This window comes from Pseudoalteromonas sp. SCSIO 43088, from assembly GCF_023650795.1.
In the GTDB taxonomy this organism is placed as follows: domain Bacteria; phylum Pseudomonadota; class Gammaproteobacteria; order Enterobacterales; family Alteromonadaceae; genus Pseudoalteromonas; species Pseudoalteromonas shioyasakiensis.
The window spans coordinates 1,633,526-1,657,286 of sequence record NZ_CP072675.1 but is presented as its reverse complement, the minus strand read 5'-3'; the positions used below and the strand labels follow the sequence as shown (position 1 = coordinate 1,657,286).

Below are 23,761 nucleotides of genomic sequence, written 5' to 3'. Positions count from 1 at the left end.
TTTAAGCGGCCTTTTCTTTTTGCGGCTGCGTTTCAGCTTCTTGCTTTTGAACTTCTTGCTTCTGAACTTCCTCTCTATGAGCAAGTTTTAAAACCTCTGCCGTTACAGATAACAATGCGTCGCGCTCTTCTAGGGACAAATTATGGCGCTCTATGAACACGGTTGAAAAGTGAATCATTAACCCTGCGGCCTTGTTAGTATTGGGCTGTACGCCATCTTGAATATCTTTTGCTGCAATCCCCTTGGCCGCTGATGAAAAACCATCGCTGATCAGTTCGCCGGTTGGTGATAGTTGCTGTAATGTGCTTTTCTTAGTTGCTGGCATTAGTTGTTTCCTCTTTGTTTAAAATTTCAATTTCACAGCCGCCGTGTAAATTAAATTTACGGCCAGCTTTTCTGCTTAAGACTTCTGTGCAAACGTACAAGTCAAAGCCTGGTGATTTGTATGAAACGCTTTTCTTGTACGCTTTACCGTTTCGCTTCAATATAAATTCAGTGCCACCCTCAATATCACGTAACTTCATGCTCTCACCGCCTTGAATATTTGCTCTAACGAGTCATTGAGCGAATAACCTTGCGTTGGCGGCACCTTGCTTGATGTAAAATTGCCTGGTGTTGCTTTTACGTTTTCAATACGTCGAGCTGCTTGTCTGTTTTGGCTGTGTGTTTTATTGCGCTGTGCGTGTTTGGCCTTAGCCGCTTCTTTCTGATCCTTGATGTATTGCGTAACACTAGGTACTCCAACCTGCTTTGCAGCCTCGGTCATAACTCTGTTACCTGCTGCCGTAGCTAAATTGATTTGTCTCGGTGTTGGATTGCGAACACCGTCTAACATCGCTGCTTTAGCTTTTCGTGCATCGTTAACCACTGACCAGTAGCTATCCCCTAAAATCTCTTTTAGTGCTCGAATAAATTGCTTTTGGTCTTGTTCGTAGGATTTCATTGCTCTATCCCACGTACTTTAGGTAAGCCGGCGGCGCGTTATGCTCAATCTTTAACGGTATCGGACTTAATTCATTTTTGCCGTAAAGATCAGCAAGGATTGTGTACTGTTCCTTAGCCATTTTTTGCCATGCGCTATCAGCAATGTTGGCTCTAGCTGCAGCGATTTTTTGGTTTAACCAGTAAACTAAAGGCTCAGACCATTCTTTGTCCTTTCCGTAGTTTTTAATTCGCTGCTCGTTTATCTCAGCCATACACTGCGCAAGTGTTGGCATGCCGCGAGATTGCAAGCATAAGATTTTGAACTCGATAGGATTAGGCGCGTACCGCTCACTTGTCGAAAGTAAGCGGGCCATTTCAAGCGCTGCACGAACATGCTTAGCAATGATCCCCATACCGTACAGCTGTTTGGCATATTCGTTTGCAAACATCACCAGGTTTCCGCGCCAGTTAAAATCGCTGTTTGGGTAGTATGCTTTAAGCGATGGCAACACTTCGTCGCTGATCAGTTTTACAAGAACGTCATTGGCTTGTCGTTTGTCGGTCTGGTTTATTTTTGATATTTGAGTATTCATCAAAGAACCTCGTCATCGTGTGGTGTTGGTATGTGCGCGACTGATTGCTGAAGCGCTGCCAGTTGATCGCCAACGTTCCCGTTTTGCCGCTGGCTGAAATGGCTTGGCGCATAGTTATTTTGATTTGAATTCGCTATCCAGTTGTATTTGAAACCCTGCCAATTTCTAGTTATGCACTCAGACAAACAATCATCAACGCTAATGCCGTTATCAAAAGCTATTGTGAGTTGGTTGCCAAAAGTGTTTATCACTGTCTGGCTTAGTGGCGCCTTCTTTGCTTTTCGCATTGCAACCCAATCATCAAAAATTTGTTGTGATGGCATTTGTGGCCACAGAGAAAAATCAAATAATTCGAGCGGGCTTTTTTTGGTACTTTTTTTATTATTATCTTTTGTATTAGTTTCTTTTCTTATGTGGCAGTCATTTTCGACTAGTTTTTTAGTCGTTTTTGACGAGTCTGCTAGTCGTTTTTGACTAGTTTTAGAGTCGTTTTTAACTAGTCGTTTTTGACTAGTTTTTAGTTGTTTCTGACTAGTCTCAATTTCAACCCAGTCACTCACAACAGGATTCACACCTGTACTTTTACCATCGCGGACCAGCACTTTTTTTGACACCAAACCTTTTATAATTTTTCCAATGTTTGTACTGTCAATACCAGTCAAATTACTAAGCTGAGTATTCGTGATCCAATCTACTTTTTTCTGCCAACGAAACGTTTTACCAATAACAGCAAAAATTATTTGATACTCACGCGCACTTAGCTTCACTGGCGGATTAGCAAGCGTGTCCGTTAGTTTTTGCGCAAGCCTGTCGTAGCCGTTTTCAATATCAGCTTTCACATACCCACCATCTTTATGTTCATGCCGTACCACTTGATTGCATGTTGGTTCATCCTGCGATACAGGGAACTTGTAAATTTCTGCTAAATTAGCCATACTTACTCCTGTTATTACTGAACCCGCTATCCTGCCTGTCAAAGCTGATGCGGGTTTTGTTTTATCTGCGAGTTACATCAGCCTTTGTTGTAGCTCGCGCCTTGAATTCTTTTGCTTTATTCAGTTTTCTTCTTCCAATAACCACGCAACCAATTAAGTTAATTACAAAAGCCATCACAGCTAACATGGCTAATAAATCAGAAATTGTTTCATGTTTACTGGCGAGAGTACTTATCACCATCAGCAGCACCCCAATGCTTATAGAATGACGAACTATAAAGCTCATACTCAACGCCTAAATTGGCGTCTTTGTATTTCTTGAAGTTCAGCGCATCCAATACACAAATTCGTTTTAACTGCCTTTCTACGCTCTTCAGGAATATCAGCACCGCACTCAACACAATCTAATGACTCTTGAATATCTTCTTGTTTTAAGTTCGCTAACTGTCTTTCTTGTTCTCGCTCTATTTCAATTTGAGCACTATCAGCTGCATCCATTACGACTCCATTAACTTCTTGAATAAGTTTTAAAAAACACACATTCTGTATGTTCGCTATAGGCGGTAGCGACAGGGAGAGTTAGTCTATTGGCTTGCACAGGCCGTTGCCCTAGACGTGATTAGGGACTAATAGACTCCCCCTCCCTTGCCTCCGAGTTTGCAAGGCTCGGAACTCGTCGGCCAAATTTTCATTGGTCGCTGAGCGCTCGGCGACTTGTGATGGAGTGAGATTTCTCATGAAGTTTCAAGTCTCTGTTAAGATCACTGTAGATATCTCTAAAATTATCTATGCATTAGCATCGATGGTTTTAGCGCTATACACTGCAGGGCTCTTATAAGAAAGTCCTAGCCACCCACTAACGGTGGCTAGGCACCCTCACCATTGCTAACCTTTCACAGTTAACACATCACAAACTGCCAATTTTAAAGCGCCCTTTTGTCTGCTAGCATGCAAGTGCGAATCACAAAAACCCAACACACAAAAGGACTAAACATGTCAAATATTGATCACTTACCACCTGTGCTCTGCCCGGTGTGCAAAGCAAAATTCAATAAACCGCCTAGTTGGTTTCATGACCAGTCGGTGTACATTTGCCCCTGTGGGTATGAAGTCCCAATAGATAATGCGATCAAGGCGCACTTCGCCATGCTCGCAAAACAAATCTCTGAATTCCCTAAGTTTTGATTCAGGCCATTCAGCCCATTTAAGCTCCGTTGCAAAAATGGGTTTATCAACCAGATGCAACCAAGGTGGCGGCGTATCTTCATTAATAAAACTCATGAGCTCGTCACTCATATTCAAGCCACCTTCAATGATGTAGCTTTCACTGAATCCGGTTCATTTGGATCAGGACGAACCATTTGCTCGAGCTCAGCTGTTACATGCAAAATAGCTGTAATAGCTTGTTGTGCTCGCTTTTGAATAACATCGAAATTTGATTCGGTAATAACGCCGTCAGAACGTGAAATGTGAACAGCTCTGGCAAAGTCACCACACCCAGCTTGTAACTGAAGTATTTGGTCTGCTAGCTCTTCATCTGATAAGCCAACATCAGGCAAATCCACAACTGTTTTACCTACGCTAAATGCCCAGGCTTCTAGTGAACGGTAGTCTTGTGTTAGGTCTGACATTGCAATAATTTGTCGATACCCAAGAATGTGTGTATCGCAACTATCATCTAGCTTACTTCTTAAAACGGTTGGGTTTACGCCCATCTGCCTAGCAAGCTCAGCAATGTTGTAATCATTTTTAAAACTTTCTGCTGCTGCCATTGGGCATCGTGTAACAGGCGCATGAGCACACGTACCTTTCTTTGATAAAAGCATTTATATTCTTCCTTATGCTGCGGTATCAGGTTGTTCATCTTCGTACAGAGACAGATCGACTTTTAATTGGCCGCCTGTAATAAGTTGAAGCTCACATGCTCTGCCTTTTGGCAATCGCCCTGCCTCTACCCAGGGTGTGATCGCGCCGCGAGTTAATTTTAAAGCTCTGGCTAATGCCGCTTTAGTTTTGTAGTAATCGATAGCGTCTTGAGTTTTCATAAAGCGCTCCTTGTGTTTCGTCTTTGTATAATAGGTTATACAAAAGAATTGTTCAACACAAACAAACGAACTTTAAATACAATGTATAGATAACTAAACATTTTCAGGTCACAAATGAGCTTTTCAGAAAGATTAATTTCTCGCATGAATACTTTAGGGGTCAAAGGTAGTGACCTTGCTCGACAGCTTGGCACTGGCAGAGCATCTGTTAGCCACTGGAGGACAGGACAGGCCGTACCTTCAGGTGAAAATTTATTGAAGCTATCCAAAGCTCTTCGTTGCAATGCAAGGTGGCTGTCTACTGGCGTTGGGACACCTGAAGGGGCCGTTGAATTAGAACTTGGCCCTGATTTAAGAGGAAGAGCTCCTCTTATCTCATGGGTTCAAGCTGGAAAGTGGAAAGAAATAGACATGGAAAGCTTGCGACAAGCATCTGATATCAGTTTTTATCAGCATACTGCCAATGTTAGTGATGATGCCTTTGCACTTCGTGTTAAAGGTGACAGCATGACCAGCTTTACAGGCGGAAAATCAATACCCGAAGGCTCTGTTATTATTGTCGATCCAAATATGCAAGCGGAGCATGGAAAAGTAGTAGTTGCTAGATTAGAAGAAAGTGACGAAGCAACTTTAAAGCAGCTTGTTGTAGACGGTGGCACAAAGTATTTAAAACCCTTTAATAATAGCTACCCTACTATGCCCATTAACGGAAACTGCACAATTATTGGTGTAGTCAAACAAGTGATACAAGATTTTTAAAGGTGATACATGAAAAAAGGACTTACCATAAACACATTGATAATTTTAACTGCCTCATTTATGTGATTCATCTAGTGACACTGTATATATAAAACCTTGCAAATATAAGTGATTGCACTTCAAAACTATTTTCTATAAATGACCTGTGTGCACTAAGCTTACAGGTTAGCCAATACCCTCATTACGTTTTCTCCCTTTAAAGAAAAGCTTTTAACAAAGCAATCTCGATCAGTGGCTTTTTAAGTATCTTCCGGCTATCTTGTATAAATAATTAAACAAACATCTTGACTGAAACGTATAATTACCTATACTGAACTTAATTATTTAATAGTTTATACAAAAAGGTATCAACATGGATAGCAACACTAAACAACATAAACAGTCTGTTGAATTGGCATTACACCGCTTAATTTCAGCATCACTTACTTTCGCACTAGCTAAGCACACAGCTTGCGTGAATATTTCACCAGCTAATGATGTGGTTTCAATATTCATAAAAGACGAGTCAAAAGAGACTGTTGCCTTAGAAACCATCTTGCTAAATGCGAAAGATTCAGCTCAAAAAATCAATACAGTAACTGACGAGCTTAATCAGCTTAACTGCCCTCTAGATCTAGTGAGCTAAGACCATGGACGCTAAGCAAATATTCCAACGACTAGCCGACCCTTTCGAGCCTGAGCATTTAGAGTGGCGCGTACAAGCCAGTGGCATTTCATTTCAAGGTAATCCTTGGGTTCGTGCCATTGCTTATGTTGATAACCGCGCCATTCAAGCGCGACTTGATGAAGTTCTAGGCCCAATGAATTGGCGCAACGAATACGAAAAAACAGAAAGCGGCTATTTATGTGGCTTATCTATTCGTGTTGATAACGAGTGGATCACTAAGTACGACGGCGCTGAGTTTACATCGATTGAAAAACTAAAAGGCGCGTTGTCTGGTTCAATGAAGCGCGCAGCTGTTCAGTTCGGAATTGGACGCTACTTATATGCGCTAGAAGCGGATTACGTGACTGTAATTGCAAAAAACGATGCCGGCCAAGATGCGCGAGAAGATGGTTTTTACGCTCGCGTCTACAAAGATAACCGCAACAAGCGCAAACAAGATTCAATCGAGTGTTATTGGTTCCCGCCTGCCTTGCCAACATGGGCTTTACCGAGGGCGGACCTTAACCCTTATCTGGAAGCAATTAAAGAATCTAACTCGCTTAGTGAGCTTAAAAAAGTTTACGAAACTGCGCGTCGAGCAGCAGAGGCGTTTAATAAAATAGAATTGCGCAACAAAGTGAACGCACTAACAAAAGCTAAAAAAGCAGAACTTGAAAAGCAAGCAGAGCAGCAAGCAATCGAAAAAAGCAAAGAGTTTCATTCGTGGCTTATTCAGCGAATCAGTGATCTGATTATCAACGCTGAAAACGAATCAATTTTAAACCTTAACCATAAAAAATTGCTTCAAGAGGTTAAGGGCCATTGTAGAGCTAACAAAATTGACGCAACCAATTTTGTTAGCCAGGTAAACGAAGCGCATCAACAAGCACTAATCAACCTAAGAAACTAAATGGAGCATAGCACCATGACTACATCAAAGCAAAGCACTGCAACAAACCTAGTAGAAGTTGTTTTTCAGCAGGACCTAACAAAGCAAGGTTTAGCAGATTTACGCAAGAAGTACCCTAAATCATTCACGTTAAACATGAAAGATGATGGCGACTTTAAAGAAGCTCGTAAAATCCGCACTGAACGTAACAAGCTAACCAAGGCAATCAATGATCGTCGTATTAGCTTTACAAGCGAGCTAAAAGGCCACGGCGACGATTTAATTTCTAAAGTTAACGAGATTTATGATCCTATCGTCATCGCATTTGAAGAAGAAGATAAGCACCGCAAAGAAGAAGCGGCCAGAATCAAAGCTGAGCATGACGCAATGCTTGAAAAGCAACGATTGGAAATTGCCGACATTAAAGGCTTTATTCAGCAATGCAAAGGTAAAGACTCACAATACATTGCTGACGCACTTGAATCTGTGGATTTAATTGAAACAGACGTTTTCCATAAGGACGTTATTCACGAAGCTATCGACACTAAAAAAGAAGTGATCGACACGCTTAATGAAATGTATCAAACAGCAAAAGCGAATGAAAAAGTTGAAGCTGAACGCGAAGAGCTACGCGCACAACAAGCGCAACTCGAAAAAGAGCGCACCATTGAAAACCGCATTAACAACCTGCGCAACAATCCAATGGAATATTTAGGCAAACCAAGCCAAATGATCCAAGACCGCATTACTCAACTTGAGAACTACACGCCAAGCGCTAATGATTTTGGTCCACGTTTAGATGAAGTTATCCAGCTTCAAGCACAGGTAATTCAGCAATTGCGCATGATGCTTACACAAGCCAAGCTGGTTGAAGCCGCGCAAGTTCAAACACAAGCAGAAAATGCTCCACAAGAAACCACTCACGAAGCAGCGCCGACCTACGAAAACGAGCCAGTTAGCGATACGCAAACAACGGCTATTCATACTGAGCTGGACGAAAACGCCCCGCTACTCGGCAGCACTATTCACTCTGACGTTTTTGAAAGCTCGAAAGAAATCACTGGCTATCAACCGTTGCAAGTATGGCCTAGTGATCAAGAGCGTGCAGAAAGCGACGTATTAGACAGTGTATGTGATCAGCTAGAAGTAGCGGAAAGTCACATTCTTTTCTTAGAAGCAGAATTAAACAAAGCGCTAGCAGCTTAATACATTCTCCAACCACGGCAGCGCCTACGGGCGCGCCTTTATCAAAGGTATCAACATGGGTTCAGTAACAAGAATAGCGCAGCACAGAATGAACGAGCACTTACGCACAAAAGACATTGTGATCGGCGCTGCATGCGTAAAAGCATCAAAAGTCGATGATGTGGAAGTATGGGTTTTACCTGGCTGCAAAGTCACTCGTAATCGAGCAGAAGCGGTAAGTGTATGTAAGAAAATGCACGCGATGATCTTAGAGTTTGGCGGTATCAAACCAACAGAAAAAGCTAGCCGAGCGGCTTAAACAATAAGGAATAAAAATGAGTAACGAAACAAAAGAAGAATTTACACCAACAATCGATCCAAGTAGTACAACAGTACAAGAAATGTTCGGTCGTATTTTAAATGAAAAAATTCAAGCCGGAGCGCTTGAAGTAGCCATCAGCAAAAAGGTCGATTCTCTTATAGAGTCAACCGCAGATGATGTTTTTCGTAGTTACAGCGATTTAGGCAAAGCTCTAAGAGAAAAAATGACCAAGGCCATCATGCCTCAGTTAGAAAGTATAGGTGACTTGCCGACGTATCACGACTTTGTAATAAACCGTTTAAAAGTTGCAGCACAAGGTTTTTATGACTCAAGACTCACCGAGGTTCTTGATAAAGAATTTGCAGAAATATTGGCGGAAGTACCAGAAAGCATAACGCTTTCTTACATCGTTAATTCGCTACTTGAAGAAGCACAAGAAGATAATGAAGCAGAAGGAGAAATAACCCTAATTATAAACGACGCCAATTACTCATGGTCTGAGCCGGGTAACTCGCTATCAATCTACATTGATAAACAAGAACACCAAAGTGAACATGATTGCTCGTTTTATCTGTACTTAAGCAAAGATAAAGAGACGGGTAAATACGATATTTTAAGAGTTAAAGTTGATGATAAAAAGCCAGGTGAAACTCTATCAATGGGCCGCTTATATCGAATGGAAAAAATATTATTTAACGTGTATGCAATGAAAGGCCAAATAGAGCTTGATCGAGGACTTGATCCCGATGACTACGATACTTCTTGGAGTCACTACTAATGCACGATTACATGGCATTAATTGGTAATTCTTCTCGTGCTTGTGATGCGAGAAAGAAAAAAGACTTTTTAAAAATGGCGATAGTAAACGGCGCTCGCGTAGTTGCTGTTGCTGTAGTTGTAATTTTAACGACAAAGTAAGGTGACGAAAATGGCACAAATCAAAACAGACGTAGATGCGTTTTTCTCTGAACTTGAAGCAGGCGCTTTTAAAGCAAAGCTACAACACATGCTAAGCGAAGTGGCTTTAGGGCAAGTTATTCACGGCGGAAAAAACCGCAAAGGAAAAGTAAATATTGAACTTTCATTTCAACAGGTCGGTGACAACAACCAGGTAATGCTATCAAGCAAGGTGTCATTTACAGCATTAACAAAGCGTGGGGCAAAAGCGGAGACAGCTACCAATGAAACACCTTTTTATGTTGGCAAAGGTGGTGTTCTAACAATTGAGCAGCCGAAAGAAGAATACAACGGCCAATTTTCACTGGTTCAACAGTAATCAGCAATCAATTTCAAAACAAACCAAAAGGTAATTAAGTTATGTCATTAGACAAATCAGCTATTCAACTAATCCAAGAGTCTGCAAATATTCCGTCGTTATTAGCGCAAATTAGTGCAACAAAAGTCCCCGTTGCTTTAGTGCCTGACAGCTTCAGAGTTCAGGACTTAGAAAAATACATGCCATTTAGAGCAAGCTATCGCTTGAATTTTAACACGGCCCTACCATCCGACTTCTTTGATTACGCGCAAGAGTACGATAACGATAACGCAAAGTGCTTTATTGATCCCGAAAGCATGAGCGCGTCATTAATATTCGACCTCGGCAACGAAGATCAGCCAGAGCATCAAAATCACACAGCGAATTTGAACTTGAAAAGAACAGAAGCTTACCGAGCGTTGTTAAGCATAGCTGGCGCAAAGTTAAGCCAGAAAGAAGCCGGTGATTTTATAGAAGATTGGGCCGACCATCTAAATATTACAAGTACGGCTGGTGAAGTTATGACACCAGCTCAAGCCAGCAAAAAACTGCGTGACTTAACAATCGAAGCAGCAAGAAGTATCAATTCTAAAGTTGATGACTTTGGCTACCAAGCCAGCGCGCTAGATAGTGTCGAAGCAAAAAACAGTGACGCATTGCCAAGCTTCATTGACTTTAAATGTATTCCCTACCAAGGCTTAGGCGAAACAACTTTCCAGCTACGTTTATCAATACTTACAGGCAGTGACAAGCCTCTCGTTTCCCTGCGCGTTATCAAACTCGAATCCAAAAAAGAGGATATGGCAAACGAGTTTAAGGCATTGGTTGTTGATGGCTTCAAAGATAACCTGCTTCAAACATTCATCGGCACTATTTAAACCTTTATTTTAACTGGCCCTTATGCGAGGGCCATAACAGGAGAATAACAATGGCTCGCGGAGTTAACAAAGTCATCTTGGTTGGCAATTTAGGACAAGATCCAGAAGTACGTTATATGCCTAATGGCAATGGCGTGGCAAATATCAGTTTGGCTACAACTGATAGTTGGAAGGATAAAAATACAGGTCAATTGCAAGAGCGCACAGAATGGCATCGCGTCATTTTGTTCGGGAAACTTGCTGAAGTAGCTGGTGAATACTTGCGTAAAGGTTCACAGGTTTACATTGAAGGCCGCTTGCAAACTCGCAAATGGACCGACCAATCAGGCCAAGAAAAATACACAACAGAAATCGTTGTTGATATGGGCGGACAGATGCAAATGCTAGGCGCTCGCGGCGGAGATCAGCAACAAGGCGGCTACAACAACCAGCAACAAGGCGGTTATAACAACCAGCAACAAGGCGGTTATAAAAACCAACAGCAAGGTGGTTACAACAATCAACGCCAGCAATCAGCACCAAGGCAGGGCCAGCAGAACTCGCAGCGTACTCAGCAAGGCGGTTATAACAACCAGCAACAAGGCGGTTATAACAACCAGCAACAAGGTGGGCCACAAAACCCAATGGAGCCACCTATTGATTTTGATGATGATATCCCGTTCGCGCCAATCGGCTTGCAGTACCCTGCTCTATTGATGTGTATGTAAGGAAGGCCCCATGTTTGAACAATTTAAAGGCAATAAATTCAACCTTATATACGCTGATCCCGCTTGGTCATTCAGCAATAAAAAGACAGGCGGAAGCATGAAAAGCGGAGCTGAACACCATTATAAATCGACTATGACGGTTAATGAGCTGAAAGCAATGCCTATCAATGATATTGCGGCAGATGATTGCATATTAGTTATGTGGTGGGTTGGCTCAATGCCACAGGAAGCTTTAGACGTTGTTAAGGCATGGGGCTTTACTCTAAAAACAATGAGCGGCTTTGTCTGGAACAAACTTACTGTAAATAACAATCCAATGTTTGGCATGGGTTTTTGGACTCGCCAAGGCAGCGAGTCAGCAATTATCGCGATCAAAGGCAAGCCCAAAGTAGCTAGTCGGTCTGTTCGAGCGGTAGGCAACTATGATGCTGCAAGCCTAGATGAATTATTAGGTTTTACGGTTTTTAGTGGTGCGTACCCTGTCGGTTTACACAGCGAAAAACCTAACGAGTTTAGAGACGCATGCGTTGAGCTAGCCGGTGATGTTCCTCGCATAGAGTTGTTTTCTCGTAAGCGTATTAAAGGCTGGTCTGTTTGGGGTAATGAAGTGGGCAAATTAAATAAAAAGGCGAAAGCGGCATGAAGCCAAACATTAAACGCCGAGCGCATAACTGGTTTGCGCTCAATAACAAAGAGGGCTTGTCCATGGCAAAGAATCAGTATAAATGCCAAGTTGATGGCGTGCTAGGCAAAGTAGGAAAAGCTTTTGCCCTGTGCGGCAAGTCTGGTGTGAATGGCAAGTGTTCAGCGCATGGCAATTATAAATGCGAACACAAAATGAAGGTAGCAAAGAAAAAGGTGAAAGCATGAAAAAAGTAAAAGTAAAGTATGTTGTCGAGGCTGAACAAGAAATCGAGTGGCCAGAAGATGAGCTAGATCTTCTTACTGAAGACAACCTTATTTGGAACTGTGATGTTGAAGAAGCTCGCTCCACAAGTATCACTGAAATATTAAGCGTAACCATTGACGGTGAAGCGCATCAGTTTTAGCAAGGTGAAAGCATGAAAAAAGTTTATATCGCAGGACCAATGACGGGCATTAAAGATTTTAACCGCCCTGCCTTTTTTGAAATGGCAAAAGAAATAGAGTGCACAGATGCTATTGCTTTAAATCCAGCCATATTACCTGGCGGACTAGAACAGTCCGAATATATGGATATATGTTTTGCAATGGTACGTGCAGCCGATGCGGTTGTATTTCTTGATGGATGGGAGGGCAGCGAGGGTGCGCAGGCTGAGTATGCCTATGCTAAAAAGCTTGGGTTGCCATTATATCAATCAGACTTAAACCCTATGGTTAAGGCGGTAGCATGAGTAACGGTGAAACGCCGGCTATGCCTGTTAAGGTAGTTACAGGTGCCGGCACAAAAACAAGCAAAGGCTTAACCAAGCGTGAAATGTTCGCTATGCATGCAATGCAAGGCATCTTGTCAAATTCAGGCGGTGTTATTCAGGCTAACTCAAGAAGCGGCACAAGTTGGTGTAATTGTGATGCGTCAGGGTTGGCGCAATGGTCACTAGAATGTGCTGATGCACTTTTAGCAGAGTTAGAAAAATGAAAAAGCGCCCAACTTGCAAGCAGTACCTAACGCACTTATTCCAACAAATGCGAATAGCAATGCCTGATAAACCAGGCGAACCAGTAAAGCTATTTCAGCTTTACATGAATGATGTGATGACAGAGCCAAAGATACGTATTTACTACAGCACTGTTAATGGCCGGACTTATTACGATATGGAAATACCAGAACAAGACGAAGATTTTGCAGAGCGTTTAGAGATAGTGGCAGGACATATAAACAGTGCCATCTATTTGGCTGCAAACCCGATTGATAACAAGAAAACAGCATAGGTGATTTATGAGTAAAGCAAAACTGATGAAAGCCCGTAAGTGGGCTGAACAACACTTTTCGCCCGAGTCGATGCCTAATCAGCGTTGCTTGCGCAATTGGGTAATTGAAGGCACAGTGAAAGGCGAACTAATTGGCCCTGGTCAACATGCCTATATCTATGATGACCAAGTACCGGGTTCAATCAGTAAGGCACATTCGAAAGCACTTGAGTTAGCGGCGAACAGTTAAATGGCACCAAGGAAACGAAATAACAATAACAGGGATCTCCCTCCCTACTTATACTTTGAAAGCGGTAAAGGCTACCGCTTAACGCTTACTAATGGTGAGCGCAAAGTTATCAGTAAGAATAGAACGGAAGCTATAATAATAGCAACTGAGTACAACCGCTTAAAACGTGCTTCAATGCTTGATGTGATTTTGTCTAGTGATAGTAAATCGTCACCGCTTGCTGAGCACTGCGATGCGATCCTTGAACGCATGATCACAGACAAAGAGCCAGGCAAAAGCCTACTTTCAACATGGAATAACGATATGGCGCGCGTTAAAGGCTTCTTTAACATGCCTGGCAACCAGATTGATCTTGGCACAGTAACCGACTATATGGACGAATTTCACGGCAAGGCCAGCAACAACGTATATAATCGAAAGCTAGGCTTTCTGGAATTAGTCTTTGACTATGCTAAAGACATAGGAGAAATGAAAGAAAATCCAGCCAAGCTTAAAATTAAACGGCCAAAAGAAGCTAAAAAGCGTAAGGCGCTTGATGTTAAGTCTTTTTCATTGATCCGTGAAGCTGCCCCGCTCTGGCTTAAAACCGCAATGGATTTAACACTGCAAACAACACATGCAGTTTTAGAAATATCACGAATCGAGTACAAGATAAAAAAAGCCGAGCAAGGCCGATGCGGTTGTATATGGTATGACGAACCAACTATCGTTGCTGGTGATGTTATTTATGGTGAAATAGCAATTCACCGCCAAAAAACCCATAAGGCCGAAGCCTCGCATGTAGTTATACCAATAGGCCAAACCATCAAAGACATTATCGACGCCAGTCGAGATAATATAGCTTCACCTTATGTTGTTCATAAGCTGCCTAAGAGCAGGTCCAACCCAATGAGCAAAGAGGTAAAACATATCACTCAAATTGTTAGTCACAACATAAGTAGAGAATTTTCAAATGTTCGAGATCAGCTTGGCTTGTTTTCTAATTTGCCAAAAGAAGAACGTCCAACTTACCATGAAATTAGAGGCATGGCCGCACGCTTAATTGAAGCGCAAGGCATCAGCCCTCAAGAAAGAATGGGTCATTCAGATAGTAAATCTACAAAGATTTATACAAGCTTTGGAAAGGGCATTGAGTGGGTTCAAGTGCCTCACATCAAAGTTCAGATCTAACAGTGTTTATAGATAAAAAGCCTGTGGTAAAATAGATCCTAAGTTATTGATTTAATTAAATGCGCCAAATGCGTTTTTTGCACTTTATACACTGTTTAAAAATACAGTTAAATCAATATAAATACTTTTAATACAATGACTTAGTTAGTTTCAGCTTGTTAACATGGGGTGTCAGGGGTCGCAGGTTCAAATCCTGCTATGCCGACCATTTTTCCTTATCCCTATCAAAAACTTACATACTATTCTTAGTTTCTATAAAATCTAAAACGTCAATAACGTTGAAAAGCTATACACTAATTTACCATCAACAGCCTCATGATCTTTAGCTACAAATTGTGCTGTCCAGCCTTTGTTATCACTTGAAACTAAACCTGAAGAATGCAACTGACAAAAGAGTTGCTCTAAAAATAATGATTGGTAACTAATTAAGAAATCTTCTAACTCAGGTTTACTTTTTGAAACTGGAATATTTATTTTTGCGTTGTAAATAGCGTCAATGGGTTTTGGTTTATAAGCATTGAATTTAGTATATAAATAAGGATTTTGATTGATAAATGAATCGAGTTCATCTCGCTCGGCTTGTTGTAAATGATAAACAAATGTTGAATCACAGCATTCTGTTGCAAAGGATCGCTTATAAGAGTCGTTTACAAAGCGTGAAGAGAAAACCACAGTTCTAGGTTTGTTAGTTTGACTTTGAATATCAAAATCATTGAGTTCTAGAATTCGATGAACTCTCCATATCCCTGAACCATAGCTTCTGACCCAATCTCCGACCTTTATATTATCGCCCATACTTTCCTTGATGCCTAACGCCGTGATAAACGGAACAAAATAGCAGGCTACAATTTGGAGCAGACACTGCCTGATGTTTTGTGTTCGATTTAATTACCTTGTTAAGGTTATAAAGCACCTTTTTTGATTGAGTGTGCTTCAAGTTCTTTTGCTATTAAATCTCGATCTATATCTTTAGGTAATAAAAATGTAATATCACTATCATCTGTAAACTTAAAAACTATGCCGTCAACAATAAAACTATACGAAGATATTAGCTCCCAAGGTATCGAAGTTATATTATCTGCTTTGATTCTAATAATACCTTTGGGGCCGGAATCAATTTTAACTGGTGACAGCCACCTGATCGTATACATGCCCCAAGCTAAAATGAAACCTCCTACAGGCGCAATCCAAATTGTTTTAACAAGATGATTGATAAAGTCATCTTTAGTCAACAGACTTACAACTGCCAAAAAAACGAAAAACAACGTCCAAATAAGGTAGCTGATTAAGATCCCTTTTGAAATGAGGCTATATTTTTCTTGATTTTGGATTGATTTAACCCAAGGTTCAGTCCACTTCATTGCCTGATTGTAACCCTAACGCCGCATAGAGGGCGGATAAAGCTGGCTATGCAAGCACTTTACTTTTATGAAATAAAAAAGCAATTGTGAACAGACGAAGGACGGCTCTATAAAAGAAAGGCCTTGGTAACACCCAGTTAGGGGCTGATTAATGTTTGGCTAAAATGCATAGGTAGCGAAACCGAACCAAGCTTTAGCAGCCCCATGCTTAAACAGCTTGTTAGGTTTTACACTTCTTTCGAATTACATTTACGCCTTTATTTTCCAACTGTAAATTTGTAGCTTTGTCTAAAACTTGTAAACCGTTAATAGGTAAAACTTGATTACCGTTTGAGATAACTCCTACCTTAGTTGGACACTCAGACCAACTAACGGAATTAACCATTGAATACGTTTTACCTCTCTCAGGTGTAAATATATATTTTGATGTACATTCATAGCCATTAACGGGGTGTATTAAACCAAAAGCTACAAAAATAGGTTTTCCAGATGCTACTTTTACAGTTGCAGGGTTTCCTAACTTTAACTCTGTAGATACCTTAATATCTCCAGCGTAACCAAAGGTGCTATTTGCACCTTCGCGTGAACACAGCTCGTAAATAATTGCGGTATGGGGATAAGGAGCAAGCCCAAAACCATCTGTTTTTTCATCAGTTTCCAGCTGTAAATAGGCAATATCAGAACCTATTGGTTCAATATATTCAAACAAGGCTCCTGAAAAACTAGCACCTTGTTCAGTGCTTGCACACCCTACAGTAATAATACAAAAAGTGGAGAGAATAAATTTTTTCATGTTGGGTCCTTTCTTTCCGTAAAACCTAACGCCCAATGAGAGCCAGCGTACGACTTTAGTTGCTTGTTAGGTACACTTAGCATTTTTACATTGCATTAAATACTCATGCTTCAACTGTGGTAACGCTTGCACACCATAACCTTGTAGCCAACTAGGGAAAGCTAACGCGCTATTTGTTGGCAATTCTACTTCTATCAGATTGCCTTCGGTGTTAATCAAATCTGCTCTAATAGCCCAATAATAACCGTTAGTACCCCAAGGGTACTGAACTAATTTAGTAATTTTAATAACAGTACCTTTTGATAAGGCCGAAATTATTGAGCGCTGTTTCTCAAAAGCTAACTTAGTAAATAGCTTGGTATCCCACTCTTCTTGAGCTGATTTATATGCCTGATAGTTGGTAGGTGTTTTAGAGTATTCGCTGCCCGAATCAAAAGCTTGTATTCCAGTACACCATTCTGTTGATTGGATAGACGCATTGATGTCCGCGCACCTTGCTTCGTATAAAAAGCCATCTTTAACTGTTTGGTAATAACTTCCTATAAAGGAAAGCGCTATTGGATCATTAGTCTTATCGTGTACAACGACGCTACAGCCAGAAAGTATTGATAGCAAAAAAAGAGCTAGAAATTTCAAATTCACCCCCTTTGTACCTAACGCCGTATAGAGGGCGGATAAATCTTGGCTAAAATTAGCGACGAAAAGGCGCAAGTCAAACTTTTTGTGCCCACCCTTAGTGCGATTGTTATATTGCATTGTAAACCATTGGCTCACAAGGCTTTGATTTATATTCACAATACCGATATTCAATGGTTACAATGTGAGCGACAGATTGCTCTTTAGATACTTGAGTAAATAAACCATTCTTTAATACATAAAATAGCTCATTTTTATTAGCTACTACTTTAAGTTGATTCCATTGACCAGCACCAACCAAGTTTGAATTGTGATTAAAGCGATATTGTATAGTTGCATCTTCGGCTAATGTAATTGAACTGTAGGCTCCAAAATATAGCTTACTATTAATGCCGTTAACTTTTACTTGTTGGTAAGCACTCGGTTCTTGGTATGCAACAGGAGATATTAGATATACGATTGTACTTTCGGTACTAGCCAGAATAGGAAATTGATACTCAGCTGATTTGGATTTTAAAATTTCAGCAGGAATTCCAACGCAAGATATTAGTGCCGAAGCGACTAAAATAATAATTAGATTACGCATAGCCCCCCTTGCAATATAACGCTTGCCGTAAACGGCACAAAATAGCAGGCTAAAATTGGCGACGAAGAAGCACAAGCCTGCTGTTTTGTGCCCACGGTTTAACGGCCTTGTTAAGTGTATATTACATTCTGTTTTTAAATACTACGGGTGTGATCAACATAGTTATCAAAACAATAAAACCAGCGACTAACCCAATATTTTGAAGGTAACTGACACCAGAAAAGAATAATATTATTGCTATAGCGAAAATGCCTATTTGAGAGAAACCTATAGCACGCCTCTTTCTAGCATTACCTTGCCCATGAAAAAGCCAAATCAAGGTGACAGGTAGAGATACTAATAACAAAATAAGTAGTAGGTATAATGCCCCACCTCCTCCGTGTGTCACCTCAACCTCCTATACACATATCGTTTGCTTAGCAGGCTAAAATTAGCGACGAAGGAGCGCAAGCCTGCTGTTTTGCGTCCTTTGGTTTGGGCACTTGTTATGTGTTTTTATTCAGATTTTAAACCAGACAACTTAACACTTTCACCTTTTGAAATTGACTTTGCTTGGTCTAAAGTAAACTGAAACCAAAATTCAGTGCGATGCTCATCGAAATAACTAAAGCAGAACTCCAATTCATCAGCGTCAAAGCCACCAACAAACGATGGAGACTGAAACATATCGCTCGACTCTATTTCAAGCCATTGATGAGTTGAGTAGTCTTGGTTAACTATCTCAATACAAATAGATTTTAATTCATCTTCAATTGGTATATCCATCACTGACCTATTAGAGCCAAAGCCCGCATAATGAGCGGATTAAGCTTGCTAAAATTAGCGAGGAATGAGCGCCAGCCAAGCTTTAGACGTCCATTCATTGATGCGTTTTTATGTGCTTTATTTATACCTACATACTTGAGTAGCACTAATTTTATGACTTACCACTTGGGATGAATCAGTCACTGCAAAGCGCAAAAACAAACTGGTATAGCAATTAGGGTCTATCTTGCTTTTTAATCTCTCTAATTCGGCTGAATTTGAATCACCACCAAAGTTTTTTTGCATATCATTTTTCATAGCATGAGCATTTAGCCAAACTTCTAAATCAGAATAGTCAGTAGATGCTTGAAGTTGGGCGCCAATTTTTACATTCCACGCGTCTTTCGCCTCTTTGATTGCTTGAATATCAATATTTTGTTGCTCTGAGCATCCGAAAAGAATAATCAATATCAAAAGCAAAGCGACACGCAACGGAAACCTCCTAGCACATAACAATTTTATAGTGCGCTCGTCCCGTATCTTTCTGCCGATGTTACGCGCATGTATAAATAAGTCTATTAGTAACAAATAACTTAAGGCATCGCCAACCCTAATTTTTTTTATTAGTACTTAAAGATATTCAGAAAATACGCTCGTCACTCATCTTGGGGCAGAAAAAGTTACCCAAACCCCGTTCAATTACTTATCACTCTATGCTTCAAAATCCTTAAAAATACTGTTCACATTCACTTTTGCGCCTAGCTTTGCAGCGATTAAATAGAGGCCTGCTAGTTTTCTGTGTACGAACAAGGCATCTACGGGTGGTGCGTGCCAATGTTCTGAGGCGGTGCTCATTTTAAGGCCGAGTTCTTTTATGCGTTTTGGTAAGTCGCTGTTTGCAAAATCATACTCACCTTGGTGGCGCAGTGGCTCGCAGGCGAGTAGAAATATATCGACGACATTATCTATATATTCTTGAGCAAGCCCTTGTTGAAAATAGCCAATTTGCTGTGCAGCTGTTGCCACACCTGCCCTATCATTATTAATCGCACCTGATAATAACTGTAAGTAACCAGCACTAATATGCTGAGGTAGTTCGCGAGTGGCACCAAAATCTAAAAGCACTAAGCGTTGATTGTCGATTTGATATTGATAATTGGCAAAGTTTGGATCTGTTTGAACTAGTTTAAAGCTAAATAATTCACGTAAAAATAGGCTGAGTAACTGTTCAACCGCTTTATTACGTAGCGCTTGCTCGGTGTTTGCCAGTTCATCTAGCTCTTGTCCTTCAACAAAACTCATGACTAATACTTGAGAAGAACTAAGCGAATCTACTACATTAGGAATAAGGTAATTGTCATCACCCTTTAAACACTCGCTGTAGCGTTTTAAATAATTAGCTTCTAATTCGTAGTCAGCTTCGTTTATAAGCTGTTGTTTTGCTTCATCGATAAGAGGCTGTATTTCTACCTCTTTGGGTAATAAGCCACTGAGTTTCAGAAGGTAAGCTAAGTTATCAACATCACTGGAAATGCCTTTTGCAATACCGGAGTATTGCACTTTAACTGCTAACTTTTCGCCCGATTCTCGATAAGCAATGTGCACTTGCCCTATTGATGCCGCAGCAAATGGTCTGAGTTCAAAGTGCGATAATTGTTCTAGCCACGCATCACCCCAATGCTCTCGCATTACTTTAACAAGCTGCTTTTGTGGCATGGGCGTCGCTTCTGCACGCAGTCTTGCTAAAATTGCAGATAGCTCAGGAGTGAGTAATTCACCACTATCCATGGATAACAGCTGCCCCAATTTCATTGCAGCCCCACGCAGATTTGCAAGCTGCTCTGCAAAGCGCTGAATATTTTTTGGCTGTAACAGTAACTCTTGTCGTGATGTTTGCTTGCCCGTCGCCCAAGCTTTTGTGCCTTCAAACAACATATTACCTGCGACTTTACCAGCTAAAGAGCCAAGCCGAGCAGCGCGTGAAAATCGTGATGTTGGCACAGACTTTTGTTTATTACTCATATTGCTTCACACTATTAACTTTATGCTTTGAATACGTTAATTGTTCAGGTTTAGATCCACTTTATATTTTAATAGATTTTAGGCAACAAAAAGGCCGCATAGTTTCCCGATGCGGCCTATAAACTCAATAGCATTAAAATTATTTAATAACTTCTAAGCCACCCATGTAAGGGCGTAATACTTCTGGTACCACAATCGAGCCGTCTGCTTGTTGGTAGTTCTCTAAAATTGCTACCAGTGTACGACCAACCGCTAAACCTGAACCATTTAGTGTATGAAGTAGCTCTGGCTTTTTCTCGCCTTGACGACGGAAACGCGCTTGCATACGACGCGCTTGGAAATCAACCATGTTTGAACATGATGAGATTTCACGATAGGTGTTTTGTGCAGGTAACCATACTTCTAAATCGTAAGTTTTTGCTGCGCCAAAGCCCATATCACCCGTACATAAAATTACTTTACGGTATGGAAGTTCTAATGCTTGTAAGATTTGCTCAGCATGGCCTGTTAGCTCTTCTAACGCTTGCATTGAATCTTCTGGTTTTACTAGTTGTACTAATTCAACTTTGTCGAATTGGTGCTGACGAATAAGACCACGTGTATCACGGCCATAGCTACCTGCTTCACTACGGAAACAAGGCGTATGCGCTGTTAAACGAATTGGTAAGTCGCTTTCGTCGTAAATTTCGTCGCGAGCACTGTTCGTAAGCGGTACTTCAGCTGTAGGAATTAAGCTAAAACCTGGTTGTTGCTGACCGTCGTCATCCACTAAACCTAAGGTGTGGAATAAGTCACCAGCAAACTTAGGTAATTGGCTAGTGCCGTATAAGCTTGCGCTATTAACAAGGTAAGGCACATACATTTCTGTATAGCCGTTTTGCTCTGTGTGCGTATCAAGCATGAACTGCGTAAGAGCACGGTGCATACGTGCAACTTGACCGCGCATAACAGTAAAACGCGCGCCACTGATTTTAACGCCCATTTCAAAGTCTAGGCCGTTTACGTCTTGACCAACATCAACGTGATCTTTTACTTCAAAGTCGTATGACTTAGGCGTACCCCAGGTTGAAATTTCAACGTTTTGATCTTCGTCTTCACCTACTGGAACAGACTCATCAGGTAGGTTTGGAATAGCAAGCGCAATTTGCTTAAGCTCTTCAAGTACTGCGTCTTGCTCTGCTTTAACGCTGTCTAGTTGGTCGCCAAGATTACTTACTGAATCAAGCAGCTGTTGTGCTTTTTCGTGCTCGCCTTTCGCTTTTGCTTGGCCGATAGCTTTGGAACTTGCATTACGCTCGCTTTGAAGTTCTTGCGTTTTTACTTGTAATGTTTTGCGTTTTTCTTCAAGTGCAGTTACCGCTGCAGTATCAAGTTCGTAACCGCGTGATGCTAAACGTGCAGCCGCTTGTTCGATATCTTGACGTAAATATTTAGAATCTAACATGTTCGATTTTTAACCTTTTTGCATTACCAGCTGAAGGCCCAGCCAAGCCATAAATATACACACCACCACGTTTAAGGTGATATTGAGGGCCATTTTAAAAAAGTGACCTTGTTGCAAGAGCAACAACGAATCCATTGAGAATGTTGAAAAGGTGGTCAATGCACCTAAAAAGCCAATACCAATTAAGGTTTTAGCGGGGCTAACAGCGATTATTTCTTTTTCAATCAAGCCGTATAAAATGCCCATTAACAATGAACCAAGAATATTAACTGTCAACGTGCCAAAAGGGAATCCCCTACCGAGCAGTTTTAGCATGGTTTCGCTAAGAAAATAGCGTAAACATGCCCCTGAAGCGCCACCCATTGCAATCATCATGTAAAGTTTCAAACTATTCATAACGTTTAATATCACTTTGCTCGTTGCGCTGAGTTAAATAGTCCAGCTTTTGTTTTATTTTTTGTTCAAGCCCACGGTCAGTTGGGAAGTAATACTGGCGATCATTAATTGCCTCTGGGAAATACTTTTCACCTGCAGCAAATGCCCCCTCTTCATTGTGTGCATAACGATATTCAGCGCCATAACCCAAATCTTTCATTAAGCTAGTTGGTGCATTGCGTAAATGCTCTGGCACCGGATGGCTCGGCTCATTTTTAGCATCTTGCAGTGCTTGATTAAACGCCATATACACAGCGTTACTTTTCGGAGCACTGGCTAAATAAATGGTGGCTTGTGCAATAGCGCGCTCACCTTCACTAGGGCCAACACGTTGAAAAATATCCCACGCGTTGAGTGCCACTTCCATTGCTCGCGGATCTGCATTGCCAATATCTTCTGTAGCAATCGCTAATAAACGCCTAGCCACATAAAGCGGGTCGCCGCCCCCTGCTAAAATACGGCAGTACCAATATAAAGCGCCATCAGGTGAACTACCCCGTACAGACTTATGAAACGCTGAAATCAAGTCGTAAAACTCATCGCCGCCTTTGTCGTACTTAGCTAAGTGAGTTGGTAGAACTTGGCTTAAAACATGTTGATCAACTAGGTATTTACCCTGCTGCTCCGTGGTTAAATCAACCGCTTGTTCTAACAGGTTAAGCACTTTACGCGCATCGCCATCACTTGCTTGGCAAAGCGCTTGCTTAGCGTTTTCGGCAATTTCAATGTGTTTTTGGCTAAGCTCTACGTCTTCACGTAAGGCGCGTTCAATTACGTTAAATAAATCGGCTTGCTCAAGTGCTTTTAAAACATACACACGGGCACGAGACAGTATCGCGTTATTAAGTGCAAATGATGGGTTTTCGGTGGTCGCGCCAACAAAAATAAAAGTGCCGTCTTCAATATGTGGTAAAAATGCATCTTGCTGGGATTTATTAAAACGATGCACTTCGTCTACGAATAATAAGGTTCGTTGCCCTCGCCCGGCAAGGTTTGCTTTTGCTTCGCTTACGGCCTCACGAATGTCTTTTACACCCGCTGTGACTGCCGACATTTGAATAAGACTGGCATCGGCATGATTTGCAATAATCTGCGCTAAGGTGGTTTTACCAACGCCTGGCGGCCCCCACAAAATGAGGCTGTGGCATCGACCTGCAAGAATCGCTTGGTAAAGAGGTTTATCGGGGCTTAAAAGGTGCTGCTGACCTATGTAGTCATTGAGTGTTTCGGGTCGCATGCGCGCCGCAAGTGGGCGCACATCAGGACCAAAATTAAATCCGAGATTACTCAAG

At 41.3% G+C, this 23,761-nt stretch carries 39 protein-coding genes; 18 read left to right on the top strand and 21 right to left on the bottom strand.

Features of this window, described 5'->3' with window-relative positions:
* Position 1: 1 nt before the first annotated feature.
* The 10 genes from J8Z28_RS07705 to J8Z28_RS07660 all read right to left on the bottom strand — a co-directional run bounded on the left by J8Z28_RS07705 (position 2) and on the right by J8Z28_RS07660 (position 4,497).
* Entirely contained in the window at positions 2-325 is a 324-nt protein-coding gene (locus tag J8Z28_RS07705; protein WP_250660216.1) for a hypothetical protein, read from the bottom strand.
* Positions 312-524, bottom strand: a complete 213-nt coding sequence (locus tag J8Z28_RS07700; RefSeq protein WP_250660215.1) for a hypothetical protein — start codon at positions 522-524, stop codon at positions 312-314. The genes J8Z28_RS07705 and J8Z28_RS07700 overlap by 14 nt, the downstream gene beginning before the upstream one ends.
* Positions 521-943 (bottom strand): hypothetical protein, encoded by a 423-nt coding sequence (locus J8Z28_RS07695; RefSeq protein ID WP_250660214.1) that lies wholly within the window; start codon positions 941-943, stop codon positions 521-523. Before J8Z28_RS07695 ends, J8Z28_RS07700 begins: the two co-directional genes overlap by 4 nt.
* Positions 944-947: 4 nt before the next feature.
* Positions 948-1,517, bottom strand: coding sequence for a hypothetical protein (locus J8Z28_RS07690; protein WP_250660213.1), 570 nt, complete (start codon positions 1,515-1,517; stop codon positions 948-950).
* Positions 1,517-2,452, bottom strand: a complete 936-nt coding sequence (locus J8Z28_RS07685) for a replication protein (RefSeq protein WP_250660212.1) — start codon at positions 2,450-2,452, stop codon at positions 1,517-1,519. Before J8Z28_RS07685 ends, J8Z28_RS07690 begins: the two co-directional genes overlap by 1 nt.
* Before the next feature lie 61 nt (positions 2,453-2,513).
* Positions 2,514-2,738, bottom strand: coding sequence for a hypothetical protein (locus J8Z28_RS07680; protein WP_250660211.1), 225 nt, complete (start codon positions 2,736-2,738; stop codon positions 2,514-2,516).
* A 2-nt stretch (positions 2,739-2,740) separates the two neighbouring features.
* Positions 2,741-2,950, bottom strand: coding sequence for a TraR/DksA C4-type zinc finger protein (locus J8Z28_RS07675; RefSeq protein ID WP_217874309.1), 210 nt, complete (start codon positions 2,948-2,950; stop codon positions 2,741-2,743).
* A 513-nt stretch (positions 2,951-3,463) separates the two neighbouring features.
* Positions 3,464-3,748: a hypothetical protein gene (locus J8Z28_RS07670; RefSeq protein WP_250660210.1), complete on the bottom strand. Its 285-nt coding sequence runs from the start codon at positions 3,746-3,748 to the stop codon at positions 3,464-3,466.
* Positions 3,749-3,750: 2 nt separating this feature from the next.
* Positions 3,751-4,278: a phage regulatory CII family protein gene (locus J8Z28_RS07665; RefSeq protein ID WP_250660209.1), complete on the bottom strand. Its 528-nt coding sequence runs from the start codon at positions 4,276-4,278 to the stop codon at positions 3,751-3,753.
* Between the two features lie 12 nt (positions 4,279-4,290).
* The gene (locus J8Z28_RS07660) at positions 4,291-4,497 is read right to left on the bottom strand and encodes a Cro/CI family transcriptional regulator (RefSeq protein WP_250660208.1); all 207 of its coding nucleotides are present in this window, start codon (positions 4,495-4,497) and stop codon (positions 4,291-4,293) included.
* Between the two features lie 114 nt (positions 4,498-4,611).
* Between J8Z28_RS07660 and J8Z28_RS07655 the strand changes: the two genes are divergently transcribed.
* From J8Z28_RS07655 to J8Z28_RS07570, 18 genes are all read left to right on the top strand, one after another.
* The gene (locus tag J8Z28_RS07655) at positions 4,612-5,256 is read left to right on the top strand and encodes a LexA family protein (RefSeq protein ID WP_250660207.1); all 645 of its coding nucleotides are present in this window, start codon (positions 4,612-4,614) and stop codon (positions 5,254-5,256) included.
* A 352-nt stretch (positions 5,257-5,608) separates the two neighbouring features.
* Entirely contained in the window at positions 5,609-5,881 is a 273-nt protein-coding gene (locus J8Z28_RS07650) for a hypothetical protein (protein WP_250660206.1), read from the top strand.
* A gap of 4 nt (positions 5,882-5,885) precedes the next feature.
* A complete protein-coding gene (locus J8Z28_RS07645) occupies positions 5,886-6,812 on the top strand; it encodes a Rad52/Rad22 family DNA repair protein (protein WP_250660205.1) in 927 nt (308 codons plus the stop codon).
* A 15-nt stretch (positions 6,813-6,827) separates the two neighbouring features.
* Positions 6,828-7,997: a DUF1351 domain-containing protein gene (locus tag J8Z28_RS07640; RefSeq protein ID WP_250660204.1), complete on the top strand. Its 1,170-nt coding sequence runs from the start codon at positions 6,828-6,830 to the stop codon at positions 7,995-7,997.
* A gap of 55 nt (positions 7,998-8,052) precedes the next feature.
* Positions 8,053-8,295 (top strand): hypothetical protein, encoded by a 243-nt coding sequence (locus J8Z28_RS07635; RefSeq protein ID WP_250660203.1) that lies wholly within the window; start codon positions 8,053-8,055, stop codon positions 8,293-8,295.
* 16 nt (positions 8,296-8,311) lie between these two features.
* Positions 8,312-9,076 (top strand): hypothetical protein, encoded by a 765-nt coding sequence (locus J8Z28_RS07630; protein WP_250660202.1) that lies wholly within the window; start codon positions 8,312-8,314, stop codon positions 9,074-9,076.
* Complete coding sequence (locus J8Z28_RS07625; protein WP_250660201.1) at positions 9,076-9,216, top strand: hypothetical protein; 141 nt, start codon at positions 9,076-9,078, stop codon at positions 9,214-9,216. The genes J8Z28_RS07630 and J8Z28_RS07625 overlap by 1 nt, the downstream gene beginning before the upstream one ends.
* 10 nt (positions 9,217-9,226) lie before the next feature.
* On the top strand, positions 9,227-9,574 hold the full coding sequence (locus J8Z28_RS07620) for a YfdP family phage-associated protein (RefSeq protein ID WP_250660200.1): 348 nt from the start codon (positions 9,227-9,229) through the stop codon (positions 9,572-9,574).
* Positions 9,575-9,615: 41 nt separating this feature from the next.
* Complete coding sequence (locus J8Z28_RS07615) at positions 9,616-10,431, top strand: DUF2303 family protein (RefSeq protein ID WP_250660199.1); 816 nt, start codon at positions 9,616-9,618, stop codon at positions 10,429-10,431.
* A gap of 50 nt (positions 10,432-10,481) precedes the next feature.
* Positions 10,482-11,138: a single-stranded DNA-binding protein gene (gene ssb / locus J8Z28_RS07610; RefSeq protein ID WP_250660198.1), complete on the top strand. Its 657-nt coding sequence runs from the start codon at positions 10,482-10,484 to the stop codon at positions 11,136-11,138.
* A gap of 10 nt (positions 11,139-11,148) precedes the next feature.
* Positions 11,149-11,781: an MT-A70 family methyltransferase gene (locus J8Z28_RS07605; RefSeq protein ID WP_250660197.1), complete on the top strand. Its 633-nt coding sequence runs from the start codon at positions 11,149-11,151 to the stop codon at positions 11,779-11,781.
* Positions 11,778-12,008, top strand: coding sequence for a hypothetical protein (locus tag J8Z28_RS07600; protein WP_250660196.1), 231 nt, complete (start codon positions 11,778-11,780; stop codon positions 12,006-12,008). The genes J8Z28_RS07605 and J8Z28_RS07600 overlap by 4 nt, the downstream gene beginning before the upstream one ends.
* Positions 12,005-12,187 carry a hypothetical protein gene (locus J8Z28_RS07595; RefSeq protein WP_250660195.1) on the top strand — a complete coding sequence of 61 codons (183 nt, stop codon included), beginning with the start codon at positions 12,005-12,007 and terminating at the stop codon, positions 12,185-12,187. The genes J8Z28_RS07600 and J8Z28_RS07595 overlap by 4 nt, the downstream gene beginning before the upstream one ends.
* A gap of 12 nt (positions 12,188-12,199) precedes the next feature.
* A complete protein-coding gene (locus tag J8Z28_RS07590) occupies positions 12,200-12,511 on the top strand; it encodes a DUF4406 domain-containing protein (RefSeq protein WP_250660194.1) in 312 nt (103 codons plus the stop codon).
* The gene (locus J8Z28_RS07585) at positions 12,508-12,756 is read left to right on the top strand and encodes a hypothetical protein (protein ID WP_250660193.1); all 249 of its coding nucleotides are present in this window, start codon (positions 12,508-12,510) and stop codon (positions 12,754-12,756) included. Before J8Z28_RS07590 ends, J8Z28_RS07585 begins: the two co-directional genes overlap by 4 nt.
* The gene (locus tag J8Z28_RS07580; protein ID WP_250660192.1) at positions 12,753-13,049 is read left to right on the top strand and encodes a hypothetical protein; all 297 of its coding nucleotides are present in this window, start codon (positions 12,753-12,755) and stop codon (positions 13,047-13,049) included. Before J8Z28_RS07585 ends, J8Z28_RS07580 begins: the two co-directional genes overlap by 4 nt.
* Positions 13,050-13,056: 7 nt before the next feature.
* Entirely contained in the window at positions 13,057-13,278 is a 222-nt protein-coding gene (locus tag J8Z28_RS07575) for a hypothetical protein (RefSeq protein ID WP_250660191.1), read from the top strand.
* Positions 13,279-14,448: a site-specific integrase gene (locus tag J8Z28_RS07570; protein WP_250660190.1), complete on the top strand. Its 1,170-nt coding sequence runs from the start codon at positions 13,279-13,281 to the stop codon at positions 14,446-14,448.
* Between the two features lie 261 nt (positions 14,449-14,709).
* On the opposite strand, the gene J8Z28_RS07565 is transcribed toward J8Z28_RS07570, so the two are convergent.
* The 11 genes from J8Z28_RS07565 to J8Z28_RS07515 all read right to left on the bottom strand — a co-directional run bounded on the left by J8Z28_RS07565 (position 14,710) and on the right by J8Z28_RS07515 (position 23,760).
* Positions 14,710-15,243, bottom strand: coding sequence for a hypothetical protein (locus J8Z28_RS07565; protein WP_250660189.1), 534 nt, complete (start codon positions 15,241-15,243; stop codon positions 14,710-14,712).
* A 107-nt stretch (positions 15,244-15,350) separates the two neighbouring features.
* Positions 15,351-15,809: a hypothetical protein gene (locus tag J8Z28_RS07560; RefSeq protein ID WP_250660188.1), complete on the bottom strand. Its 459-nt coding sequence runs from the start codon at positions 15,807-15,809 to the stop codon at positions 15,351-15,353.
* Between the two features lie 220 nt (positions 15,810-16,029).
* Entirely contained in the window at positions 16,030-16,602 is a 573-nt protein-coding gene (locus tag J8Z28_RS07555) for a hypothetical protein (protein WP_250660187.1), read from the bottom strand.
* Between the two features lie 66 nt (positions 16,603-16,668).
* Positions 16,669-17,358, bottom strand: coding sequence for a hypothetical protein (locus tag J8Z28_RS07550; RefSeq protein ID WP_250660186.1), 690 nt, complete (start codon positions 17,356-17,358; stop codon positions 16,669-16,671).
* The gene (locus J8Z28_RS07545; RefSeq protein WP_250660185.1) at positions 17,348-17,824 is read right to left on the bottom strand and encodes a hypothetical protein; all 477 of its coding nucleotides are present in this window, start codon (positions 17,822-17,824) and stop codon (positions 17,348-17,350) included. The genes J8Z28_RS07550 and J8Z28_RS07545 overlap by 11 nt, the downstream gene beginning before the upstream one ends.
* Positions 17,825-18,319: 495 nt before the next feature.
* The gene (locus J8Z28_RS07540) at positions 18,320-18,589 is read right to left on the bottom strand and encodes a hypothetical protein (RefSeq protein ID WP_250660184.1); all 270 of its coding nucleotides are present in this window, start codon (positions 18,587-18,589) and stop codon (positions 18,320-18,322) included.
* A 117-nt stretch (positions 18,590-18,706) separates the two neighbouring features.
* Positions 18,707-19,060 (bottom strand): hypothetical protein, encoded by a 354-nt coding sequence (locus J8Z28_RS07535; RefSeq protein WP_239964236.1) that lies wholly within the window; start codon positions 19,058-19,060, stop codon positions 18,707-18,709.
* Between the two features lie 219 nt (positions 19,061-19,279).
* A complete protein-coding gene (locus J8Z28_RS07530) occupies positions 19,280-20,590 on the bottom strand; it encodes an ABC1 kinase family protein (RefSeq protein WP_250660183.1) in 1,311 nt (436 codons plus the stop codon).
* Between the two features lie 139 nt (positions 20,591-20,729).
* Entirely contained in the window at positions 20,730-22,034 is a 1,305-nt protein-coding gene (gene serS, locus J8Z28_RS07525; RefSeq protein ID WP_054552975.1) for a serine--tRNA ligase, read from the bottom strand.
* A gap of 9 nt (positions 22,035-22,043) precedes the next feature.
* The gene (crcB, locus tag J8Z28_RS07520) at positions 22,044-22,430 is read right to left on the bottom strand and encodes a fluoride efflux transporter CrcB (RefSeq protein WP_082389253.1); all 387 of its coding nucleotides are present in this window, start codon (positions 22,428-22,430) and stop codon (positions 22,044-22,046) included.
* On the bottom strand, positions 22,423-23,760 hold the full coding sequence (locus J8Z28_RS07515; RefSeq protein WP_250660182.1) for a replication-associated recombination protein A: 1,338 nt from the start codon (positions 23,758-23,760) through the stop codon (positions 22,423-22,425). Before J8Z28_RS07515 ends, crcB begins: the two co-directional genes overlap by 8 nt.
* Position 23,761 lies beyond the last annotated feature (1 nt).

What these genes read in the sequence shown, in the direction of transcription:
- J8Z28_RS07705 (WP_250660216.1), bottom strand. Translation starts at nt 325, where the DNA reads ATGCCAGCAACTAAGAAAAGCACATTACAGCAACTATCACCAACCGGC.
- J8Z28_RS07700 (WP_250660215.1), bottom strand. Translation starts at nt 524, where the DNA reads ATGAAGTTACGTGATATTGAGGGTGGCACTGAATTTATATTGAAGCGA.
- J8Z28_RS07695 (WP_250660214.1), bottom strand. Translation starts at nt 943, where the DNA reads ATGAAATCCTACGAACAAGACCAAAAGCAATTTATTCGAGCACTAAAA.
- J8Z28_RS07690 (WP_250660213.1), bottom strand. Translation starts at nt 1,517, where the DNA reads ATGAATACTCAAATATCAAAAATAAACCAGACCGACAAACGACAAGCC.
- J8Z28_RS07685 (WP_250660212.1), bottom strand. Translation starts at nt 2,452, where the DNA reads ATGGCTAATTTAGCAGAAATTTACAAGTTCCCTGTATCGCAGGATGAA.
- J8Z28_RS07680 (WP_250660211.1), bottom strand. Translation starts at nt 2,738, where the DNA reads ATGAGCTTTATAGTTCGTCATTCTATAAGCATTGGGGTGCTGCTGATG.
- J8Z28_RS07675 (WP_217874309.1), bottom strand. Translation starts at nt 2,950, where the DNA reads ATGGATGCAGCTGATAGTGCTCAAATTGAAATAGAGCGAGAACAAGAA.
- J8Z28_RS07670 (WP_250660210.1), bottom strand. Translation starts at nt 3,748, where the DNA reads ATGAGTGACGAGCTCATGAGTTTTATTAATGAAGATACGCCGCCACCT.
- J8Z28_RS07665 (WP_250660209.1), bottom strand. Translation starts at nt 4,278, where the DNA reads ATGCTTTTATCAAAGAAAGGTACGTGTGCTCATGCGCCTGTTACACGA.
- J8Z28_RS07660 (WP_250660208.1), bottom strand. Translation starts at nt 4,497, where the DNA reads ATGAAAACTCAAGACGCTATCGATTACTACAAAACTAAAGCGGCATTA.
- J8Z28_RS07655 (WP_250660207.1), top strand. Translation starts at nt 4,612, where the DNA reads ATGAGCTTTTCAGAAAGATTAATTTCTCGCATGAATACTTTAGGGGTC.
- J8Z28_RS07650 (WP_250660206.1), top strand. Translation starts at nt 5,609, where the DNA reads ATGGATAGCAACACTAAACAACATAAACAGTCTGTTGAATTGGCATTA.
- J8Z28_RS07645 (WP_250660205.1), top strand. Translation starts at nt 5,886, where the DNA reads ATGGACGCTAAGCAAATATTCCAACGACTAGCCGACCCTTTCGAGCCT.
- J8Z28_RS07640 (WP_250660204.1), top strand. Translation starts at nt 6,828, where the DNA reads ATGACTACATCAAAGCAAAGCACTGCAACAAACCTAGTAGAAGTTGTT.
- J8Z28_RS07635 (WP_250660203.1), top strand. Translation starts at nt 8,053, where the DNA reads ATGGGTTCAGTAACAAGAATAGCGCAGCACAGAATGAACGAGCACTTA.
- J8Z28_RS07630 (WP_250660202.1), top strand. Translation starts at nt 8,312, where the DNA reads ATGAGTAACGAAACAAAAGAAGAATTTACACCAACAATCGATCCAAGT.
- J8Z28_RS07625 (WP_250660201.1), top strand. Translation starts at nt 9,076, where the DNA reads ATGCACGATTACATGGCATTAATTGGTAATTCTTCTCGTGCTTGTGAT.
- J8Z28_RS07620 (WP_250660200.1), top strand. Translation starts at nt 9,227, where the DNA reads ATGGCACAAATCAAAACAGACGTAGATGCGTTTTTCTCTGAACTTGAA.
- J8Z28_RS07615 (WP_250660199.1), top strand. Translation starts at nt 9,616, where the DNA reads ATGTCATTAGACAAATCAGCTATTCAACTAATCCAAGAGTCTGCAAAT.
- ssb (WP_250660198.1), top strand. Translation starts at nt 10,482, where the DNA reads ATGGCTCGCGGAGTTAACAAAGTCATCTTGGTTGGCAATTTAGGACAA.
- J8Z28_RS07605 (WP_250660197.1), top strand. Translation starts at nt 11,149, where the DNA reads ATGTTTGAACAATTTAAAGGCAATAAATTCAACCTTATATACGCTGAT.
- J8Z28_RS07600 (WP_250660196.1), top strand. Translation starts at nt 11,778, where the DNA reads ATGAAGCCAAACATTAAACGCCGAGCGCATAACTGGTTTGCGCTCAAT.
- J8Z28_RS07595 (WP_250660195.1), top strand. Translation starts at nt 12,005, where the DNA reads ATGAAAAAAGTAAAAGTAAAGTATGTTGTCGAGGCTGAACAAGAAATC.
- J8Z28_RS07590 (WP_250660194.1), top strand. Translation starts at nt 12,200, where the DNA reads ATGAAAAAAGTTTATATCGCAGGACCAATGACGGGCATTAAAGATTTT.
- J8Z28_RS07585 (WP_250660193.1), top strand. Translation starts at nt 12,508, where the DNA reads ATGAGTAACGGTGAAACGCCGGCTATGCCTGTTAAGGTAGTTACAGGT.
- J8Z28_RS07580 (WP_250660192.1), top strand. Translation starts at nt 12,753, where the DNA reads ATGAAAAAGCGCCCAACTTGCAAGCAGTACCTAACGCACTTATTCCAA.
- J8Z28_RS07575 (WP_250660191.1), top strand. Translation starts at nt 13,057, where the DNA reads ATGAGTAAAGCAAAACTGATGAAAGCCCGTAAGTGGGCTGAACAACAC.
- J8Z28_RS07570 (WP_250660190.1), top strand. Translation starts at nt 13,279, where the DNA reads ATGGCACCAAGGAAACGAAATAACAATAACAGGGATCTCCCTCCCTAC.
- J8Z28_RS07565 (WP_250660189.1), bottom strand. Translation starts at nt 15,243, where the DNA reads ATGGGCGATAATATAAAGGTCGGAGATTGGGTCAGAAGCTATGGTTCA.
- J8Z28_RS07560 (WP_250660188.1), bottom strand. Translation starts at nt 15,809, where the DNA reads ATGAAGTGGACTGAACCTTGGGTTAAATCAATCCAAAATCAAGAAAAA.
- J8Z28_RS07555 (WP_250660187.1), bottom strand. Translation starts at nt 16,602, where the DNA reads ATGAAAAAATTTATTCTCTCCACTTTTTGTATTATTACTGTAGGGTGT.
- J8Z28_RS07550 (WP_250660186.1), bottom strand. Translation starts at nt 17,358, where the DNA reads ATGCAATATAACAATCGCACTAAGGGTGGGCACAAAAAGTTTGACTTG.
- J8Z28_RS07545 (WP_250660185.1), bottom strand. Translation starts at nt 17,824, where the DNA reads ATGCGTAATCTAATTATTATTTTAGTCGCTTCGGCACTAATATCTTGC.
- J8Z28_RS07540 (WP_250660184.1), bottom strand. Translation starts at nt 18,589, where the DNA reads ATGGATATACCAATTGAAGATGAATTAAAATCTATTTGTATTGAGATA.
- J8Z28_RS07530 (WP_250660183.1), bottom strand. Translation starts at nt 20,590, where the DNA reads ATGAGTAATAAACAAAAGTCTGTGCCAACATCACGATTTTCACGCGCT.
- serS (WP_054552975.1), bottom strand. Translation starts at nt 22,034, where the DNA reads ATGTTAGATTCTAAATATTTACGTCAAGATATCGAACAAGCGGCTGCA.
- crcB (WP_082389253.1), bottom strand. Translation starts at nt 22,430, where the DNA reads ATGAATAGTTTGAAACTTTACATGATGATTGCAATGGGTGGCGCTTCA.